Source organism: Bordetella genomosp. 7, assembly GCF_002261415.1.
Taxonomy (GTDB): domain Bacteria; phylum Pseudomonadota; class Gammaproteobacteria; order Burkholderiales; family Burkholderiaceae_B; genus Bordetella_A.
In genome coordinates this window covers 151,755-169,299 of the sequence record NZ_NEVI01000017.1, presented here as the reverse complement: position 1 = coordinate 169,299, position 17,545 = coordinate 151,755, and the positions used below count along the sequence as shown (strand labels likewise).

The window sequence follows — 17,545 nt, the reverse complement described above, 5'->3', positions numbered from 1 at the left end:
CATGCCCCGAAACCACCTTCCGGCTGCGCCGGAGGGGCGCCCTTGCTCGGGCGTCCGATATGACCTGGTGCCCAAGGCGCTGGACCGCTGGAACCCAGGGATCAAGGCCGCAGCAAGCGACGACAACACGATCAGTGTGTTTGACGTTATCGGCCAGGATTACTGGACCGGCGAGGGTGTGACGGCCAAGCGGATCGCGGCGGCGTTGCGGTCTATGGACGGCAAGGATGTCACTGTCAACGTGAACTCGCCTGGCGGGGACATGTTCGAAGGCCTGGCCATCTACAACCTTCTGCGCGAGCACAAGGGGGAAGTGACGGTCCGGGTGCTTGGCGTTGCGGCATCGGCGGCATCCATCATCGCCATGGCTGGGGATCGAATTGAGATCGCGCGGGCTGGCTTTCTGATGATCCACAACTGCTGGGTGATGGCGGTGGGCAATCGGCACGATTTCCGCGATGTGGCCGACACGATGGAGCCGTTTGACCGAGCCATGGCCGACATATACGCGGCGCGCACAGGCGACGAGATCGAGGTCATCCAGTCCTTGATGGACGCGGAAACCTGGATAGGCGGCGCAGAGGCCGTAGAGAAAGGCTTTGCCGATTCCCTGCTCCCGTCGGACGAGATCGCACAGAGCGAAGAAAAAACTAGCGCCGCAGCAGTGCGACGCATGGAGGCGGCGTTGCGTTCCTCGGGCATGCCCCGGAGCGAAGCAATGCGCCTCATCCACGAACTCAAGTCCAGCCTGAGAGATTCGGCTGGCGGCGGTGGGCGCGATGCCACCGAACGCGGCCTGAGTGATTCAGCCGCTTCTGAAGCAGCCGCAGTCGCGGCATCCCTCATCAAATCCATGTAAGGAAAGACCATGAGTCTCGAAAAAGACATCGAAACTATCACCGCCAGCTTGAAGCAGGTCAACGACCAACTGAAGGCCAACGCCGAAACTGCTCAGAAGGAGATCAAGGCTCACGCTCAGATGTCCGAAGAAACCAAGGCCTCTGTCGACAAACTGCTGGTGCAGCAAGGCGAACTGCAAGCTCGCCTGCAAGCTGCGGAGCAGCTGATCGTCAAGATGGAGGGCGGCGGCGGAGCCGGTCGGCCCAAGTCGATGGGCGAAGAGTTCATCGCAGCTGACGGCTTCGATGCGTTCGCGGCCAAGGCTGCCGGTGGCGCTAAGGGCAGCTTCTCTGTCCCGGTGAAGGCGGCGGTCACCAGCCTGGACACCTCGGCAGGTGAACTGATTCAGCCTACCCGAGTTGGCCTGATCCAACCGGTTCAGCAGCGTCTGTTCATCCGTGACTTGCTGTCGTGGGGTCGCACGACTTCCAACAGCATTGAGTACGTCCGGGAGTCCGGTTTCACCAACAACGCCGACGTCGTTTCGGAAAACCCGGCCAACCCGAAGCCGGAATCGGACCTGACGTTTGAACTGGACACCGATCCGGTTGCCACGATCGCCCACTGGGTGCGCGCCTCGCGTCAAGTCCTGTCGGATGCTGCCATGCTGTCCAGCTATATCGACGGGCGCCTGCGCTATGGCCTGAAGCTGAAGGAGGAAGCGCAGCTTCTGAAGGGCTCGGGCGTTGGCCTGAACCTGAACGGCATCTATACGCAGGCGACGACTTACGTCAACCCGGGCGTGACGGTTCAAGCCGAAACCGCGATTGACCGCCTCCGCCTGGCTCTGCTGCAGGTGACTCTGGCCGAGTTCGACGCCGACGGCATCGTGCTCAGCCCGATCGATTGGGCTGCTATCGAGCTGACCAAGACCACGGACAACGCCTATCTGTTTGCCACCCCGACCGGCCTGGCCACCCCTGGGCTGTGGGGCCGCCCCGTCGTTCCGACTAAGGCGATGGATGCCGGCGACTTCCTGGTCGGCGCCTTCCAGCAGGGCGCGCAGGGCTGGGACCGCGAAGACGTTTCGGTGACGGTTTCGACCGAAGACCGTGACAACTTCGTCAAGAACATGGTCACCATCCTGTGCGAAGAGCGCGTGGGCTTGTCGGTGTACCGTCCTGAGTCGTTCGTCAAGGGCGACTTCGACGGTTTGCCGGTTTCGGCCTAAGGCGTGGGCGGGGCTTCGGCCCCGCCTTTATCGGAGAACCTCAATGGTGATGGTCACTGCTCGATCGTCGTTCATGCATGGCGGAGTAAGGCGTCCAGGAGACGAGTTCGAAGTCAGCGAGATTCAGGCAAAAGAGCTTGTGCGGCGCGGGCTCGCCATGCTTACGGAAGGCGATGTCCCTCTGCAGGCCGCTGGCACACCGTTGTCTGCATCGCCAGCGGCCCAAGTCTTACCGCAGACGATTGCGCAGCCGTCAAAGCGTGGCGGAAGGCGGAAAAAGGCCGCGGAGTAATCGTAACGAACACCACGTTCCGGATGGTGCCATGGGCGGACGTCTTGTACGCCATGGACAAGGTATGGTGGGATCAGTACGGCGAAGAGGCCGAAAAGACGTTTACTGGAGAGAGGTGGGCGCCGCTGCGCTACCCAGGCGTTCGGCGAGAGATATTTAACCGGGGGAAGAACTCCGGGGTTGGGGCGATATCGCTAGCCGCGCATTGGGGCGCCAGGAAGATCATTCTTCTCGGGTACGACTGCCAACTGACAGGTGGTCGGGCGCACTGGCATGAAGACCACCCCAAAGGGCTCGGAAATGCCGGGGGGGTGAAAGACTGGCCCGCGCAGTTTACGCAACTCGCCTCGCGTCTTAGAGATGTGGCGATCGTGAATTGCACGCGGGACACCGCTCTGACTTGCTTTGAACGTATCCCATTGAAGGAGGCGCTGGCTGCGCGGCGTGGCGGGGTTCGCCCTAGCTCGTCGAAAGGCGATGTCGTCGTCGACGGAATGCAGGGATTGGGGGATTCGATCTACCAACGGGCATTTCTGAAGAATATGCCCGGTGCCTATGTGGTCACTCCCTGGCCGGAACTGTACTCGGATCTCGACCTTCATCTGGTTAAGCCGAACACGAAGCTAAGGACGCAAGCCAAGAACGCTGAGCGCTCGCGGGCCCGCTGGGTGAACCCTCCCGCAGGGGCCAGGAGAGTTCGGGTTGCATATGGGCCGCGCGAACTGGCGATTGGATCGATCTTAGACGCGATGCGACGGCAGTCTGGGGTGAAGCCGGGGGCTTTCGATCTGCCGCGATTCGGGTCACCGTTGCGGCCGGGAAAGCCGACGGCAATCGTTAGGCCGGTGACCGAGCGGGCCGAGTGGCATAACACGGCGCGGAGTCCAGATCCGAAGTATGTGCATGCGGCCATAGCTGAGTTGAGGCGGCGCGGGTACTACATCGTGTCTGTGGCTGACCTAGAGCCGGGGAAGGAATGGCTGGTAGGGCCGGAGCCAAAGGCGGATCTGGCGCTGCACCGAGGGCAGTGGGATGTGACTCAGCTGCTGGGCGCCATTCAGGCGGCAGACGTGGTTGTTGGGGGAGTTGGATGGATCGTACCTGCATGTATCGCGGCGGGAACGCCTCTCTATGTGATCCACGGTGGGCAAGGTGGGCACAACCATCGATCCAAGCTGACGGCTCCGTGGATGGATCTATCGAAGGTGGGCTGGGCGGAGCCAATGAAGATGTGCATGTGCACCAACATGCTCCACCGCTGCAACAAGGAAATTCATGGATTTGACGAAGGTTTCCGCGCCTGGCTGGATGGACAAGGCCTTTTCGGAACAGGCAAGCATCGGGCTGGTTTGGCTACCCGAGTACGGGATGGGCTACTACCCGGTGAAGCCGGAGGACATGCCCTACGACGCGGAGTACTTCGCTAAGTACCGGGAGAACGCTGACACCGGGATAGGGCGCGCGCTGACTCAGGCTCGGATGGATCTGGTGGCCAGGCACTACACGGGCTTCTTGCTCGATGTCGGAATCGGTTGTGGGCAGTTTGTGGAGGCGCGGCCCCAAACCTTCGGGTACGACGTGAACCCCGCCGGGGTGGCGTGGCTGCGTGATCGAGGCTGGTACCAGGATCTGTATGCCGGGACATGTGCTGCACTGTCCTTTTGGGACAGCCTGGAACACATCCAGGACCCGGGCGCGGCAGTACGGCAGGCGCGGGAATGGGTGTTTGTATCCCTCCCGATATTTGATGGTGCGGATCACTGCCTGCGGAGCAAGCACTTCCGCAAGAACGAACACATTTGGTACTGGACCCATGACGGCATCATCCGATGGATGGCCGCCCAGGGGTTCGAGTGCGTCGAAAGCAATACGGTTGAAACAGAGATTGGGCGGGAGGGCATTGGCTCTTACGCCTTCCGGAGGCGGTAATGGCGCTGGTGACATTGGAGCAGGCGCGGTTGCATCTGCGGGTGGATGAGACTGAGGAAGACAGCCTCATTGCGCTCTGGATCAACGCCGCGGAGCAGTCGGCGCAATCTTTCCTCGGTCGGAATGTGTACACCGATCAGGCCGAACTCGATGCCGCAGTGAATGCAGGTACGGCTGGCGACGATCCGATGGTGGTCAACGACCTGATCCGTGCGGCCATTCTGCTGACCGTGGGGCATCTGTACGCCAACCGTGAGGACGTGGCGGCCGGCGTGTCGTTCGCCAAGATGCCCGTTGGCGCAGAATACCTGTTGATGCCGCACCGCGTAAAGATGGGTGTGTGATGCGCGCGGGACCCATGAACTCCCGGATTGCAATCCAGGAGGAGGTTACGACGCCTGACGGCGGCGGCGGATTCGTCAAGACCTGGCAGACAGTTTTCTCTATTTGGGCGCACTGGAAGCACCAGAGCATGTACGAGCGTCTGCAGGCCATGCAGTTGCAATCGGGAGTGGTCCACCGGCTGGAAGTCCGGTATCGGGACGATATCACCCCTAAGCATCGGGTTCTGTACAAGGGGAAGGCGTACCAGATCCGAGCGGTCGTCAACGTCAACGAGATGAACGACAAGATGGAGCTGCAAGTCGAGGAAGGGGCGGCTACCTGATGGCAACGCGACGCGCCGGCACGATTGGGATACAGGCCACGCTTAAACAGATCCGGAGCTTTGAGCAGTCAATGAACGCCGAGATCGCCGATGTGGTTAGCGAGACGGCCGATGCGGTACTGGATAGTGCGCAGCGATCCATGCGGAATACGTCGAACGGCCAGATAAAAGGTGGCCGGCCGGTTTCTCAGCCAGGCGAAGCGCCGAATGTAGATAGTGGCGAGTTGGTGAATAGCCTGGGTGTGGATTATCGGGGAACGGTGGCGGACGTGTACACGAATGATTTCAAGGCAGCTTGGCTTGAATTCGGAATTCAGCAGATGCCGGCGCGGCCCTTCTTGGGGCCGGCTCTGCAGCGGAATCGGTTTGAGTTCTTCAAGAAGCTGCGTGGGATTGTCGAGATCGCCCGAAAGAGGTCAGGCCAATGAACCAGTGGGAAGTTCAAGTCGCCATCTATCAGCGGCTAACTACCGACGCGGGGGTTTCGCAGATGGTGGAAGGGCGTGTCTATGACGATGTTCCGCAGGGGGCTGTGTTCCCCTACATCGTGATTGGCGAAGCCCCCGCCGTGGAGTGGAGCCAGGATTGTTCGATCGGCGCGGATACGGAGGTCGTAGTCCACGTGTGGGACCGACCTTCTCAGACTGGCGGCCCGCAGGGGCGCAAGCGAACGAAACAGATTTTGCAGGCGGTTTATGAATCCCTGCACCGATACAACCTGCCGATAGACGACACGTATTGCGTAGATTTGCAGGCGACATTTCAAGAAACCTTTCTTGACCCCGACGGCATCACTCGCCACGGCGTTATCCGGTTCCGTCTCCTTACCACCTACTCTTAACGGAGTTTTGCACCATGGCTGACTTGAATGCTATTGCTGGTCGCGACGTCGCCTTTTACGTGGGGACCGATGATTCTGGCCCTCGAATCTGCGCGCGTACCAAAACCATTACCATCGCTGGCGAACCCATCGACATTACGCAGGACTGCGATGGCGCGTTCCGCACGCTGCTGAATACGCCCGCCACTCGCTCTATCGATATGTCGGTCGAGGGGATTGTCCGGCAGGATGACTGGGCGTCTATTGCCCTTGACCCCGCATCCAACAATTTCCTCGAACAGTACGCGCTTGTCATCCCGGGCTTGGGCACTATCACTGGTGACTTCTTCCTGGGCAACTTCGAGATCGGCGCCGAGTATCAGGACGCTGTGACCTTCTCGGCGACGGTCCAATCTTCCGGCGCCTGGGTGTTCACGCCGGAGGCTTCCGCGTAATGGCTGCCGTATTCCAAGAAGTCACGATCGGTTGGAAGGGCGTCGAGTACCGCATCAAACCCACGCTCGCCCTGCTTAACAGGGTCGAGCAGAAGGTTTCACTATCCGCCCTGGCACACAGCCTGGGTACGGGCGCGCCTAAGCTCACGCACATCGCCAGCGCGATCGCGGTCTTTCTGCAAGCTGCGGGGGCTTCGGTGACGGAAGATGATGTTTACGTCGAGCTCATCCACGGCGACCAGGGAGCGGTGACGAGCATGGCGCACGCCATTGTTATTGCTGCGTTCCCGGAGAACCCAGCAAAGGGAAAGGAAGGCGGCCCCAAGCAGCGAGCAGCGAAGGCGAAGTAAAGGACGTTGATTGGGGCGTCTTGTATGACATGGCCGTGTGCCATTGGGGGATGTCCCCGCGCGATGTGTGGGACATGACTCCCGCCGAATGGTGGCGCATATACGAAGTGAAGCGACCCAGGGACAAGGATACGGATTACGCCGGATCCCTGAGTCAAGAGGATGTAGAACGCCTAAACCGGATGATGAAGAATGGCAACAAGCGCAACGGGTAGCCAGATCGGCGGTGTGTTCGTCCGGGTCGGGGCGGACACTACTGGCCTGAATCGCGGCCTGCGTGAGGCCACTGCGCGCATTAACGATTTTGATCGTCAGGCGCAAATGGCCACCCGCAGTATTGCTTCGCTCGGCGCGCGCTTCGCCGCTGCCTTCTCGGCGGTCAAGATCATTGATATAGCCGATAACTGGGGGCAAGTTTCGAGCCGCATCAAGCAGGCGACGACCAGCCAAGAGGAATACAACCTCGTCCAGGCGCGGCTGGTTCAATCGGCAAACAGTACGTATCGCTCTCTGCAAGAGTCGCAAGAGCTGTTCATCCAGACTTCTCAGGCGATCCGCAGTTTGGGGTTTTCGCTTGAGCAATCGATTGATCTGACGGACAGTTTCTCGGCTCTGCTCGTGACGAACGCCGCAAGCGCCGAGCGTGGCCGGTCGGCTATCAACGCGTACTCGAAGGCTATCCAGACTGGGCGCGTGGATGCCGAATCCTGGCAGACGATTCTCGCCGCAATCCCGAGCGTTGTCGAGACTATCGCCGAGTCGACCGGGCGGTCGGCCGTCGAGATCCGCAAGCTGGGCATCGAGGGCAAGCTGGCCCTGTCAGATCTAAACCAGGCGCTGCTGGGGAGCTTGGATGAGAACATGCGCAAGGTGGAGGAAATGCCTACCACCGTGCGTGATGCGCTGCAGCGGATATCCAATAACTTCCAGAACTATATCGGGATTCAGAACGAGGCAACCGGCGCGACAGGGATCTTGGTAGACGCCCTCGATATTCTGGCGGATCATGTTGAAGGCATCGCGAAGGTTGCGGGCGGTGCCGCGGCTGCGGCGCTTGCCACTTATATCGGGCGCCTCAGTGCTTCTACTGTTGCCACAATAGCGTCCTACCAGGCGAAAAGAGTAGCCACGGCTGAAGAGCTTAAGCTTGCGCAGGCGCAGCTCGCGCAGGCTCGCGCCACGATGGCGCAGATCACCGCGACCAATGCTGCGGACGTATCGACCCGAAAACTTACGGCTGCGAAGATCGGGCTTGAGGCAGCAGAGAAGCGCCTGACGGCGGCTCAAGCAGCCCAGATAACAGTAGGCCGCTCGCTGCTCGGAATTATGGGCGGGCCGGTAGGACTGGTGGTTTCTCTGGGGTTAGCGGCGGGCGCAATGTACGCGGTGTCAGGGTCGGCAAAGTCTGCGTCTGTGGACGTTGATTCGCTGACGGACTCCATGGAGTCGTTGAACCGCGCTCAGCTAGAATTGCGCCGCCAGCAGGCCGAGGAAGCGCTGGAGCGGGCGCGCGCGGCAGCGGAGCAAGCTGCTGTGGAAGTCCGGGCGCTAGAAAAGGATTACGGCTACCTCACGTCAAAGCTTGGCCAAGGCGTAGATCAAGCGGGGCTGGATAATGTAAACAAGACGCTCGTCGAGGCGCGCGCCAAACTGGCCGACGCAGAGCAAGCCGCCGACCGCACGGCTGAGGCGTTCCACCGCCTTGATGATGCCTTCCGCGCGTCCGCCGCTGGAGCGACTGCGGTTACTACTGCCGTTGCTTTCTCCGAGGCTTTTATCAAGCAGGAAGCTGCTATCAAGCGCCAGATCGCTTTGATGGGTAAGTCTGGTCAAGCCGCTGCGCTGCGTTACGACTTGGAGCATGGTGAACTTGCCAAGCTTGATGAGGAGGAAAAGCGCCTGCTACGAACTCAGATCGACGCGCTTGACGTTGCCGAGAAGAGGCTCGAAGCGTCTCGCAAGCGGGGCGATGGTGAGCGTGACGCCAAGCGGCTAGCAAGGGAGCAGGAACAAGAGCGGGACCGGTTGAACAAGTCGCTTGAGGATCTTGAGCGGTACACGGCCTCGGCTAAGGAAATTGAAGTTCGGGAGGCCGCAGAGCGACAAGCTAAGCTGGCCGAGATCTTCCAGGCTGGCCTCGTTGACCAGTCCAAGTACTACGGGCTTCAAGAGCAACTGGCCGGCAAGCACTCCGAAAACATGGCTGCCGTCGCGGATGCCGATCTACAGGCCGAACTCGCGCGCAATCAGCAGCGCTATGAAGATGGGCTTATTGGATTTCAGGACTTCTATGCCGCGCAACAAGAGGCGGTCATCGCACATCAACAAGCGCTCACAGAGATTGAATTAACGGCTTACCAAGACCGGCTGGCGCTGTTGTCCGAGGCCTACGAAGAGCAGCAGATGACCGAGGAAGAACGTCGTCAGCGTGAGTTGGAGTTGGCTGAAGATCACGCCAACAAGCTCGCTGAGATCGAGCAAAGGGGCGCTGCTGCGCGGTCTAAGGTTTCCCGGGAGGAAGCGCGAGAGCGCGAGTCGCAAAGCAGCAAGATGTGGAACAACCTTATCTCGTTGATGAACAGCGGGAACAAGGAACTTTTCCAGATCGGCAAGGTGGCGGCGATTGCTCAAGCCACGCTGGCGGCGGGAGAGTCTATATCTGATGCCTACAAATGGGGCACAAAGCTAGGCGGCCCGGGGATGGGTGCGGCATTCGCCGCTACGGCGGCGGCTGCGACAGCGGCCCAGATCGCTTCTATTGCCAGCACTCAGTTCGGCGGCGGTGGGGGCGTGAAAGGAGGGTCGTACTCCAAGCCGACCGACGCGATTGCAAGCGGGCCTGCGCAGGCAGCGCCGCAGCAAGAACAAGGGCCTGCCGTCACGATAAACATTGGCGACGGCCTTTATTCTGGCAAGGCGGTGCGCGACTTGATTGGGGCCATTAACGAAGCTGTGGGCGATGGCGCCCGTTTGAGGGTCGCATGAGCGTAATCGTTGTCAGCCCGAGCCTGGTGGAGCAGGGCGATCATGCCGACGGGCGCGGCTATCCGCTGAACCATGCGCGGATTGGGTATCAAACCTTGACCCGAAATGCCGTCGTGACTGCCAGCAGCGAAGCGCCGGCCTTCCCGGCGTCCGCCACGGCCAACCCGATGACGTATGAACGGTGGAGGCCCGCGGCTGTCCCGGCGTGGGTGGCATATGACGCTGGGGAGGCGGTCGAGGTTGACTACCTGGGCATTGCCAGTCACAACCTCGGGACGGCTGGCGCGACTTTCGCTCTGGAGTACAGCGTCAACGGCACAGACTGGACGACCGTGGAGACGGTAGAGGCCGCTGATGACCTGACAATCATGCTGCTGTTCGAACCTATCACGGCGCGCTACTGGCGCTTGTCTGTGACTGAGGCGGTGGCCTCCGTTGGCGTTGTCTATATCGGTCGGGTGCTGGAAATGCAGCGAGGGTTGTACGGGGGGCACACTCCCGGGAACCTGGCGCGCCAGACTGAGATCATGCCGAACAAGAGCGACGGCGGGCAGTTCCTGGGGCGATCGATCATCCGCGAAGGGTATGCCACTTCTTACGAGTGGGACAACCTGACCGCTGGCTGGTATCGCCAGTGGTTCGATCCGTTCGTGGAGTCGGCCCGTAAGTATCCGTTCTTCATCGCATGGTACCCGCTGAAGTACCCATCCGAGGTGCTGTACGCCTGGTGCAATGACGACATTCGCCCGCGGAATCAGGGCGTGCGCGACCTGATGTCGGTCGGTTTCTCGGTCGAGGCCATAGCATGAACGAGGAAACCGTAGGGCGCGAGCTCCAGACGGTCGTCGAGGTCGAGCAGGATTTCTGCCAGCACCGGTATGGCGTGGCGCCTTGTGCAGCGGCCATAGGGGTGACGGGGCAGCGCAAGTGCTTCAACACGCTGGCGACCTGCCAGGATCCGGAGAACTACTCGCCGCAGCCGCTGGTGTTGCACTTCTGCAAACCTGGGGAGCGCCTGCCGGATGTGTACTGCATCCCGAGCGTACAGTCTGTTTCGACGGCGCCGACCGAGATTAACCCGGGTGGCGGCAACAAGAACAGCGGCCCGCTGGGCAAGCGCGCCTCGATTCGCGTGTCGTTCAAGGATCATCCCCACTCGGACAACGTTGTCGACCCCTATGTTTCGGAGCGCGACTACAACCCGACGGAGCGGGGCACGTTCTGGTCCAAATGGCTGGCCCGCAATCCGTACTACAACAATCGGGTATTGCGCGTGCGGGAGGGCTACGCTGGCCAGGCACTAGAGGACATGGTGACCCGGACGTACCTGATCGATAAGATCGACGGCCCGGATTCGCGAGGCAAGGTACAGATCACCGCCAAGGACGTATTGAAGCTGGCGGACAACGACAAGGCGCAGGCGCCGCGGCCAAGTGCGGGGGAACTCCTGGTCGGGTACGGCGAGGACGATTCGATTTCGTTCCTGCGGGTGACTCGGGCTTTGGCATCCGAGTACCCAGCGCCGGGGACAGTGCGGGTCAACGACGAGTTGATGCGCTACACGGGCGTGTCGACCATCAGCGAGACCGAGATCCGCCTGACCGGCATCACGCGGGCCACCGACGGCAGTGCGCGGGACAGCCACGAAGCCGGGGACCGGGTGCAGATCTGCTTGCGCTACACCAACAAGCGGGTCGATGACCTGGCCTATGAATGGCTCACGCAGTACGGCGAGGTTCCCGCGGCGTGGATCGACTTTCCCGAATGGCAGGAAGAAACTTCCCTGTGGCTCCAGCAGTTCGAACTCACCGGTTTGATTACCGAACCGACCGGGGTCACCGACCTGCTTTCTGAGATCACCGAGCAGTGTCTGTTTTTCATCTGGTGGGATGAGCGGGCGCAGAAGGTCAAGCTGCAGGCGATCAAGCCGCCGATCTTCCAGGCGGTGCCCAAGATCAACGACTACGCGAACATCATTGCAGACAGCGCGGAGTTGTCCCAGGACCCGAAGGCCCGAGTATCGCAGGTGTGGGTGTTCTGGGGGCAGCGCGACCCGACCGAGAATCTGGATAAGGAAGCGAATTACCGGAAGGTGCGCATCCGGGCGGATCTAGAGGCCGAGGGCAGCCAGCAATACGGTGAGCAGCGCATCCGGAAGATTTATTCGCGATGGCTGCAAAGCGATGCTCAGGCGGTAAACGTGACGGCTCGACTTCTGAGCCGCTACCGGAACAATCCTCGGTACGCCACGATCAGTGTGGACGCCAAGGACAGGGCGATGTGGACTGGCGATGTGGTGGATATGTTGCATCGCGGCGTCGTAGACGAAACCGGCGCGCCTTTGGAGACGCGGTATCAGATACTGAGCGCAGAGGAAACTGTGCCTGGCCACTCGGTCGAGTACAGGCTTGAGGTTTACGAGTACTCGATCAGCTTCCGGATTGGCTTGTGGATGGATGACGACGCTCCGGACTTCGCGGACGCAACCGAAGTAGAACGCGCCACGGGCGCATGGTGGGCTGATAACGATGGGCAAGTCGATGGTAGCCCTGGATATAACTGGACGTAGATATGGCGAACTGGACTGATATTTCAGACGCGGTACTGGAGCCTGGGAAACCCATACGCTCCGTAGACGGCATTGCATTGCGGGACAACCCGGTAGCAATAGCTGAGGGCGCTGCGGGGGCGCCGAGGATTCAAACAGCAGCGATTGAAAACGCCGCAGTGACCTCATCAAAGCTGGCCGCGACCTCCTCTGAGGTGGCCTGGGTCGCTAGCCGAACGGTCAGCATTGGTCTTGGAGGAATTGGGAGCTATGCGTTGCTTGGCGCGGCGGGGTCAGCCGTGGAAAGCTCGCCGGGAACTACTGTGTCGGGCAGTGGGTGGAGGTACTCGGATGCCGGCACTGGGCGTTCGTCCGGCTCCCCCCCGGGGACATGGCGACTGATGGGATACGTTGGGGGTGGCGCTGGGTCTAGCGGCGTCTCACTTTTTCAGAGGATTGCATAATGAAATATCGATCGCCGAGGTACAACGCGGTGGGCTCGATTGATATTGAGCTATACCATCCGGAGTTCGGCTGGATTCCCTTTACGGCTTCCCCGGATGACCCGGAGGAATACGGGCGTCAGCTCTACGATCAGATCCTCGCAGCCGGAAACATCGAGCCCTACGAACCCGCCTAGCGCGGGTTTCTTTTTGCGTACAGCCCGCTTCGGCGGGCTTTTCTTATTGGGTGAATCAATGCTGATTCGTTGGCAATCCACGATCGTTGACCAGCACGGAGACATCGTGCCTGGAGCGGTGCTGTACATTCGTCGTGAGTCCAACCAAGCGCTCGCTCCGGTTTACCGTGACAGGGACGGTACAGATCCGTACCCCAGCGGCACGGTCGTGGCGGATGAGAACGGGTACGCCTATTTCTATGCCACCGACGGCCTGTACCGGATTCAGTCTCTGGAGCCCGCTATCGACTGGCGCGATGTCCTGGTCGGGCAACTGTACGGCGCCGTCCAAAGGTACGAGACCTACGCCGATATGGCCGCGGCGCTACCCCAGCCGGAGGGCACTCTTGCTCAGGTCTACGCTGACCCGGATGAAGAGCTTCGCGGCTTTTACGACCTGGTGGATGGCGCTTGGGTTTATTCCGACCCGCAGCCTCTGACCGATGAGGACGTGCAGGCGGTCATCGACGCCCGCAATACCGCGACTGCTGCGGCCAGCTCGGCTTCGTCCTCTGCGTCGACTGCGACCGGAGCGGCATCGGACGCCTCTGACAGCGCAGCGCTGGCCGAGGCCTGGGCAACCAAGACCGATGGCCCTGTCGCTGGCGGCGAGTTCTCCGCCAAGCACTACGCGGAGCAGGCGCAGACCAACGCCGGGTTGCCTGTCTACCAGAGCATCCCCACTTCGGACGTTGGCCCGATATATGCGGTTGGCATTGGGCCGATGGAGTGGGATGACGATACGGCTCAGTACGTCCCGGTTGGCTCTAACCAATGGCTCGCGAAGGCAATTTGCGAACCGTTCCCGATTTGGGATCACATCCCCGGGTGCCCGATACCACCAACGGACAATCCTGACTTTCGGTTTATCAAGCTGACCGCTGGTGACGCATACAACAGCGGGGTATTGACCGGTGAGTCGGTGTCCGGCACTGCGCCGCTCGTAAGCGCAACCGCGACGATCAGCCTAGCGGGAAGCCCCGTAAATGGCGCAACGGTTCGCCTCATCAACACTGAGACCCGGGCGCTGAGGGCTGGGGTGTCCGGGACGGTGCAGGACGACGCCTTTCAGAACATTACGGGAACGCTGGATACCGGGCACGGCGCCAACGGTTCTCGTTTTCTCAACGGCGCGGGAACAGGGGCGTTTACAGTCACGAAGCAAACGGAAACCTGGATGCCTGCCGGGACCACCAGCAGCGGCAGCAACTTTACTAGCGTGATCCTGTTCAACTCCGGCGACAGTCCCGGTGCCCGCACGGCCAACGAAACCCGAGGCAAGAACATCCAGGCAACCTATTACATGAGGGTTCTGTAATGCCTTACGCAAGCGAAAACGCGGTGAGCCGCGATGAACTGCCCGGCGGGGTGGAGATTACGGAACAACAGTACCAGCAGGCTATTGCCGCGCTGGTTGCCGGCAAGCACGTAACCATTGAGGGCGGCTTTGCCATCGTTGACCCGCCGGTGGCCCCTGATCCAGAGCCGGAGCCGGTAGAGCCGCCAACCCTTGAACAGATCAAGGCAGCCAAACTGGCGGAAATCAACGAGGCCGCCGAAAGCGAAATAGCCGTGCTGTCTGGCAAGCACACGTACCCGCCGACCGAGGTTGACACATGGCCCACACAGCAAGCAGAAGCCGCCACTTGGTTTGCTGAGGATGAGGCCGACCGGGTTGCATCCCTGGTGCCGTGGTGTGCGACGGCGGCAGCCGCGCGGGGACTGGACTTGGACGAGTTTATGACGCGCGTGCAAACCAAGGTCGAAGCTTTCACGCAGATTTCCGCGTTGATCTTCGGCCACCGGCAGGGGCTGGAAGATCAGGTCATGGCGGCGGTGGATGAGGCGGCGGTGGCGGCCGTAGTCTGGACTTCACCGGTATGAACCAAGCCTGAGAGTTGAACGGCTAAGCGCCATTCTCCCCGGCTCACGGCCGCCAGTAGGCGGCTTTTTTACGTCTGGACATTCATGAACCAACGAGACTTCGCAGCCGCCGCGATGCTTTCGCCGCCGCGCGCGGCCAAGTGGTACGACCCCGTAGAGCGGGCAATGATGGAGTTCGCCATCGTGTCGCCGATGCGGGCGGCCATGTTCATCGCCACCCTGGGGCACGAGTCAGCCGGTTTTGTGCACACGCGCGAGATCTGGGGCCCAACGCCTGCGCAGTCTCGATATGAAGGGCGTCGGGATCTGGGCAATACCGAGCCTGGCGACGGATTCAGATACCGGGGCAGGGGGCTTATCCAGGTCACCGGACGGGCGAACTACCAGGCGCTGTCCGATGGCCTGGGCGTCGATTACATCAACAATCCCGAGTGGCTGGAAAGACCGGTCGATGCCGCCAGGGGCAGCGGGTGGTGGTGGTTCAACAATGGCTGTAACGAGATCGCCGACACGGGCGATTTTTTACGCCTGTCGATTCGGGTCAACGGCAAGAACGCAAACGGACTGCCCAACGGGTGGGAAGACAGACAACGCCGATTCAAGGCGGCATGGAAAGCGCTGGGGGAGTAATGCAGCTACCTGAGGAACTGTCGGGGGGAGGTGTCGGCGGGTGGATAGGAGCTGTCGCGGCGGCCGTGGTGGGAGGCGGACTCATGTTGCGCCGCTGGTTGTCGAGCGATGCCGTAAACCGGGCGGCGGATGAAGCGCGCGTCGAGGTCATCCAGATGCTCACCGAACAACTCGCGGCAGCTAATGCGCGTGCCGACATGTTCGCCAGAGAGCGCAACGATGCCATCCGAGAAGTTGGCGATCTGAAAACTCAGGTTGCGCTGCTGACCGCTCAGGTTCGGCAGATGCAAGCCCAACTGGAGAGACTCAATGCCAATCCGACTTCGTGAGCGCATTTGCCGACTGCGGGCTGATTACCCGCGGGCGGTGGCGCTGGTTGAGGGCTGGACGCTTCTGGCTCTGATGCTGGGCGGCTCCTTTGCCGCAGGGCATATAGCGGGCCTATCTCGCGCCGACGTACAAATCGCCCAGAGTGCCCGAGACCATCAGGCAGAGCAACAGCGTCTGATGGACATAAACCGGCAGTTGCTGCTGATCATCGAGCAACGCTTGCCAGCGATTGCGGAGACGGCAAGCGGTGCTGCAGAAGCGGCCAAAGCGGCTGCGGATACGGCGAACGAAGCGGCGATTAAGGCCGGGTCGGCGGGTCGAACTGCGCGCACTGCGGCCACCACCGCGAAGGCTGCGGCGACAACCGCCAAGGCGGCAGCCGATGACCTGGGCGCGGCGCTTGAGCCACAGCCGCCTAAAGATGCTCCTCAATGGCTGGACGGCCCATGATCGGCAAAATTTTTGGCGCTTTGTCGGGCTGGAAGGCTTACGCGGCGGCAGCGGCGGCGGGTGCCGCCCTGATCGCCGCCATGGTCGGGGCGTGGCACTGGCGCTGGTCGTCGGGGTATGACGCGGGCTATGCCGCCGCCCAAGCCGAGGCCCAAGCACTTAACGCCGCCATCGAACGCGGTTTGCAATCGGAGAAAGACCGTGCAGATGCTGAATACCGTGGGGCCGTCCTGGCCCGCCAGGCTGCTGATCGTCTTGTTGCTGACCAGCGCAAGCGCATTGACGGGCTGCTCGACCAGCTACGCCGTCGCCCCGAAACTACCCGAGCCAGCGGCGGATCTGATGAGCCCGGAGAAGACTGGATCGGAATATTCGGCCAGTGTGTCGCGGAATATGAGCGAATGGGCGCAGAAGCTGGAAGGCTGGCTGACAAGGTGAACGGCCTGCAAGGCTACGTCAGGGCGATACGACGCGCACCTTAGCCCGCCAGTCCACGACCCCCGGCTCTTCGTCCAGCAACACGCGCATCCGATGGATGGCGACCAGCTTGCCCCCGACCGTCTCCCGCCAGGACTTTTCTATGGCGTCGGTCAGGATACGGGCGTCCACCAGCACGCGATGGAGGCGGGCGATTTCGAGCAGCAATTCGCGCTCGGTCGAATCCTTCGCTGACGCCTTCCAGATTTCGCGCAGGCGGTTCGCATCGAGGGGGTCGGGGAGTTTGGGAGGCATGGCGCAAATACTGTATGGTTGTACAGTATATCCAAGCCAGCCCGGCCAATAGCGTCCCCTATTTCGGCTCCGGTGTGGCCATCAGAGCGTCGGCAGGGAAGGGCTGCAGGAGGTCCCGCGTGTCGCCGGCGCCCGTCAGCCAGTCATCGTAGGCGCCATCCGGCAGGATCACGACCATGCGCTTCTCGTCGTCGGGCCGGTGGTACTCACGAAACAGCGGGTGGTGGTCGGCGTTGATCGTCAGCATGGTGTAGCTGAGCCGCCAGTTGCCGTCGACGTCCTTGTACTGATCCCACAGGCCTGCGATGCCTAGCGGAGCGCCGTCGGCCCTGGTGAACCTGGTGGCCACGGCCTTGCCCGAGCGCCAGTCGGGTTCGTAGACAGCCTCGGCGGGCACGATGCACCGCTGGCCCTTGCGCCAGGCGTTGCCGAAGGTGAAGGACTTGTGCGCGGTTTCCGACCGGGCATTGAACGTCGACAACTTCTCCGCCTTTGCCAGGCCATCGGCACGGGTCATGGCAGAAATTAGCCCCCATCGCCCAATCTCAACCTCCCGCTCCGGGACGGCCTCATCCCCTGAATCCCACTCAGGCGGTCTTCTGACGAACTCCCCAAGGCGGCGCGGCCACATGTCCCAGTTCGGCGGCAGTGGAATGCCCCGACTGCGAAAGTATTTCTCCAGCTGCTCGCGCTTTTTGATGCCCTGGTAGTGGGAACACATAG

General features: G+C 61.3%; 22 protein-coding genes. 20 read left to right on the top strand and 2 right to left on the bottom strand.

Annotated elements, in window-relative coordinates:
• Position 1: 1 nt before the first annotated feature.
• From CAL18_RS12455 to CAL18_RS12360, 20 genes are all read left to right on the top strand, one after another.
• Positions 2-859: a head maturation protease, ClpP-related gene (locus CAL18_RS12455; protein WP_094817964.1), complete on the top strand. Its 858-nt coding sequence runs from the start codon at positions 2-4 to the stop codon at positions 857-859.
• A 9-nt stretch (positions 860-868) separates the two neighbouring features.
• Positions 869-2,071, top strand: a complete 1,203-nt coding sequence (locus CAL18_RS12450; protein ID WP_094817963.1) for a phage major capsid protein — start codon at positions 869-871, stop codon at positions 2,069-2,071.
• Between the two features lie 1,567 nt (positions 2,072-3,638).
• The gene (locus tag CAL18_RS12435; protein ID WP_249278403.1) at positions 3,639-4,292 is read left to right on the top strand and encodes a methyltransferase domain-containing protein; all 654 of its coding nucleotides are present in this window, start codon (positions 3,639-3,641) and stop codon (positions 4,290-4,292) included.
• Positions 4,292-4,636: a head-tail connector protein gene (locus CAL18_RS12430; protein WP_094817962.1), complete on the top strand. Its 345-nt coding sequence runs from the start codon at positions 4,292-4,294 to the stop codon at positions 4,634-4,636. Before CAL18_RS12435 ends, CAL18_RS12430 begins: the two co-directional genes overlap by 1 nt.
• The gene (locus CAL18_RS12425) at positions 4,636-4,959 is read left to right on the top strand and encodes a phage head closure protein (RefSeq protein ID WP_094817961.1); all 324 of its coding nucleotides are present in this window, start codon (positions 4,636-4,638) and stop codon (positions 4,957-4,959) included. Before CAL18_RS12430 ends, CAL18_RS12425 begins: the two co-directional genes overlap by 1 nt.
• 71 nt (positions 4,960-5,030) lie before the next feature.
• Positions 5,031-5,387: a hypothetical protein gene (locus CAL18_RS12420; RefSeq protein ID WP_141217764.1), complete on the top strand. Its 357-nt coding sequence runs from the start codon at positions 5,031-5,033 to the stop codon at positions 5,385-5,387.
• Positions 5,384-5,800, top strand: a complete 417-nt coding sequence (locus CAL18_RS12415) for a DUF3168 domain-containing protein (protein ID WP_094817959.1) — start codon at positions 5,384-5,386, stop codon at positions 5,798-5,800. Before CAL18_RS12420 ends, CAL18_RS12415 begins: the two co-directional genes overlap by 4 nt.
• A gap of 14 nt (positions 5,801-5,814) precedes the next feature.
• Positions 5,815-6,234, top strand: coding sequence for a phage tail tube protein (locus tag CAL18_RS12410; protein ID WP_094817958.1), 420 nt, complete (start codon positions 5,815-5,817; stop codon positions 6,232-6,234).
• A complete protein-coding gene (locus CAL18_RS12405; RefSeq protein WP_094817957.1) occupies positions 6,234-6,584 on the top strand; it encodes a GTA-gp10 family protein in 351 nt (116 codons plus the stop codon). Before CAL18_RS12410 ends, CAL18_RS12405 begins: the two co-directional genes overlap by 1 nt.
• A 20-nt stretch (positions 6,585-6,604) precedes the next feature.
• Positions 6,605-6,799 carry a phage tail assembly chaperone gene (locus CAL18_RS20025; RefSeq protein ID WP_141217763.1) on the top strand — a complete coding sequence of 65 codons (195 nt, stop codon included), beginning with the start codon at positions 6,605-6,607 and terminating at the stop codon, positions 6,797-6,799.
• Positions 6,777-9,569, top strand: coding sequence for a tape measure protein (locus CAL18_RS12400; RefSeq protein WP_094817956.1), 2,793 nt, complete (start codon positions 6,777-6,779; stop codon positions 9,567-9,569). The genes CAL18_RS20025 and CAL18_RS12400 overlap by 23 nt, the downstream gene beginning before the upstream one ends.
• Entirely contained in the window at positions 9,566-10,378 is an 813-nt protein-coding gene (locus CAL18_RS12395; protein WP_094817955.1) for a discoidin domain-containing protein, read from the top strand. Before CAL18_RS12400 ends, CAL18_RS12395 begins: the two co-directional genes overlap by 4 nt.
• Positions 10,375-12,138, top strand: coding sequence for a hypothetical protein (locus tag CAL18_RS12390; protein WP_094817954.1), 1,764 nt, complete (start codon positions 10,375-10,377; stop codon positions 12,136-12,138). Before CAL18_RS12395 ends, CAL18_RS12390 begins: the two co-directional genes overlap by 4 nt.
• A 442-nt stretch (positions 12,139-12,580) precedes the next feature.
• Entirely contained in the window at positions 12,581-12,757 is a 177-nt protein-coding gene (locus CAL18_RS19720) for a hypothetical protein (protein WP_170940341.1), read from the top strand.
• Between the two features lie 58 nt (positions 12,758-12,815).
• Complete coding sequence (locus CAL18_RS12385; protein WP_094817953.1) at positions 12,816-14,114, top strand: hypothetical protein; 1,299 nt, start codon at positions 12,816-12,818, stop codon at positions 14,112-14,114.
• Entirely contained in the window at positions 14,114-14,680 is a 567-nt protein-coding gene (locus tag CAL18_RS12380) for a hypothetical protein (protein ID WP_094817952.1), read from the top strand. The genes CAL18_RS12385 and CAL18_RS12380 overlap by 1 nt, the downstream gene beginning before the upstream one ends.
• A gap of 84 nt (positions 14,681-14,764) precedes the next feature.
• Positions 14,765-15,310, top strand: coding sequence for a glycoside hydrolase family 19 protein (locus tag CAL18_RS12375; RefSeq protein ID WP_094817951.1), 546 nt, complete (start codon positions 14,765-14,767; stop codon positions 15,308-15,310).
• A gap of 83 nt (positions 15,311-15,393) precedes the next feature.
• Positions 15,394-15,639: a hypothetical protein gene (locus CAL18_RS12370; protein ID WP_212589936.1), complete on the top strand. Its 246-nt coding sequence runs from the start codon at positions 15,394-15,396 to the stop codon at positions 15,637-15,639.
• Positions 15,620-16,090, top strand: a complete 471-nt coding sequence (locus tag CAL18_RS12365; protein ID WP_141217762.1) for a hypothetical protein — start codon at positions 15,620-15,622, stop codon at positions 16,088-16,090. Before CAL18_RS12370 ends, CAL18_RS12365 begins: the two co-directional genes overlap by 20 nt.
• Positions 16,087-16,572: a hypothetical protein gene (locus tag CAL18_RS12360; RefSeq protein ID WP_094817949.1), complete on the top strand. Its 486-nt coding sequence runs from the start codon at positions 16,087-16,089 to the stop codon at positions 16,570-16,572. Before CAL18_RS12365 ends, CAL18_RS12360 begins: the two co-directional genes overlap by 4 nt.
• On the opposite strand, the gene CAL18_RS12355 is transcribed toward CAL18_RS12360, so the two are convergent.
• Positions 16,547-16,822, bottom strand: coding sequence for a hypothetical protein (locus CAL18_RS12355; RefSeq protein ID WP_094817948.1), 276 nt, complete (start codon positions 16,820-16,822; stop codon positions 16,547-16,549). The two genes, CAL18_RS12360 and CAL18_RS12355, sit on opposite strands and share 26 nt — an antisense overlap.
• Before the next feature lie 58 nt (positions 16,823-16,880).
• On the bottom strand, positions 16,881-17,543 hold the full coding sequence (locus tag CAL18_RS12350; protein WP_094817947.1) for an SOS response-associated peptidase: 663 nt from the start codon (positions 17,541-17,543) through the stop codon (positions 16,881-16,883).
• Between the last annotated feature and the right edge of the window lie 2 nt (positions 17,544-17,545).

What these genes read in the sequence shown, in the direction of transcription:
- CAL18_RS12455 (WP_094817964.1), top strand. Translation starts at nt 2, where the DNA reads ATGCCCCGAAACCACCTTCCGGCTGCGCCGGAGGGGCGCCCTTGCTCG.
- CAL18_RS12450 (WP_094817963.1), top strand. Translation starts at nt 869, where the DNA reads ATGAGTCTCGAAAAAGACATCGAAACTATCACCGCCAGCTTGAAGCAG.
- CAL18_RS12435 (WP_249278403.1), top strand. Translation starts at nt 3,639, where the DNA reads ATGGATTTGACGAAGGTTTCCGCGCCTGGCTGGATGGACAAGGCCTTT.
- CAL18_RS12430 (WP_094817962.1), top strand. Translation starts at nt 4,292, where the DNA reads ATGGCGCTGGTGACATTGGAGCAGGCGCGGTTGCATCTGCGGGTGGAT.
- CAL18_RS12425 (WP_094817961.1), top strand. Translation starts at nt 4,636, where the DNA reads ATGCGCGCGGGACCCATGAACTCCCGGATTGCAATCCAGGAGGAGGTT.
- CAL18_RS12420 (WP_141217764.1), top strand. Translation starts at nt 5,031, where the DNA reads ATGAACGCCGAGATCGCCGATGTGGTTAGCGAGACGGCCGATGCGGTA.
- CAL18_RS12415 (WP_094817959.1), top strand. Translation starts at nt 5,384, where the DNA reads ATGAACCAGTGGGAAGTTCAAGTCGCCATCTATCAGCGGCTAACTACC.
- CAL18_RS12410 (WP_094817958.1), top strand. Translation starts at nt 5,815, where the DNA reads ATGGCTGACTTGAATGCTATTGCTGGTCGCGACGTCGCCTTTTACGTG.
- CAL18_RS12405 (WP_094817957.1), top strand. Translation starts at nt 6,234, where the DNA reads ATGGCTGCCGTATTCCAAGAAGTCACGATCGGTTGGAAGGGCGTCGAG.
- CAL18_RS12400 (WP_094817956.1), top strand. Translation starts at nt 6,777, where the DNA reads ATGGCAACAAGCGCAACGGGTAGCCAGATCGGCGGTGTGTTCGTCCGG.
- CAL18_RS12395 (WP_094817955.1), top strand. Translation starts at nt 9,566, where the DNA reads ATGAGCGTAATCGTTGTCAGCCCGAGCCTGGTGGAGCAGGGCGATCAT.
- CAL18_RS12390 (WP_094817954.1), top strand. Translation starts at nt 10,375, where the DNA reads ATGAACGAGGAAACCGTAGGGCGCGAGCTCCAGACGGTCGTCGAGGTC.
- CAL18_RS19720 (WP_170940341.1), top strand. Translation starts at nt 12,581, where the DNA reads ATGAAATATCGATCGCCGAGGTACAACGCGGTGGGCTCGATTGATATT.
- CAL18_RS12385 (WP_094817953.1), top strand. Translation starts at nt 12,816, where the DNA reads ATGCTGATTCGTTGGCAATCCACGATCGTTGACCAGCACGGAGACATC.
- CAL18_RS12380 (WP_094817952.1), top strand. Translation starts at nt 14,114, where the DNA reads ATGCCTTACGCAAGCGAAAACGCGGTGAGCCGCGATGAACTGCCCGGC.
- CAL18_RS12375 (WP_094817951.1), top strand. Translation starts at nt 14,765, where the DNA reads ATGAACCAACGAGACTTCGCAGCCGCCGCGATGCTTTCGCCGCCGCGC.
- CAL18_RS12370 (WP_212589936.1), top strand. Translation starts at nt 15,394, where the DNA reads ATGTTGCGCCGCTGGTTGTCGAGCGATGCCGTAAACCGGGCGGCGGAT.
- CAL18_RS12365 (WP_141217762.1), top strand. Translation starts at nt 15,620, where the DNA reads ATGCCAATCCGACTTCGTGAGCGCATTTGCCGACTGCGGGCTGATTAC.
- CAL18_RS12360 (WP_094817949.1), top strand. Translation starts at nt 16,087, where the DNA reads ATGATCGGCAAAATTTTTGGCGCTTTGTCGGGCTGGAAGGCTTACGCG.
- CAL18_RS12355 (WP_094817948.1), bottom strand. Translation starts at nt 16,822, where the DNA reads ATGCCTCCCAAACTCCCCGACCCCCTCGATGCGAACCGCCTGCGCGAA.
- CAL18_RS12350 (WP_094817947.1), bottom strand. Translation starts at nt 17,543, where the DNA reads ATGTGTTCCCACTACCAGGGCATCAAAAAGCGCGAGCAGCTGGAGAAA.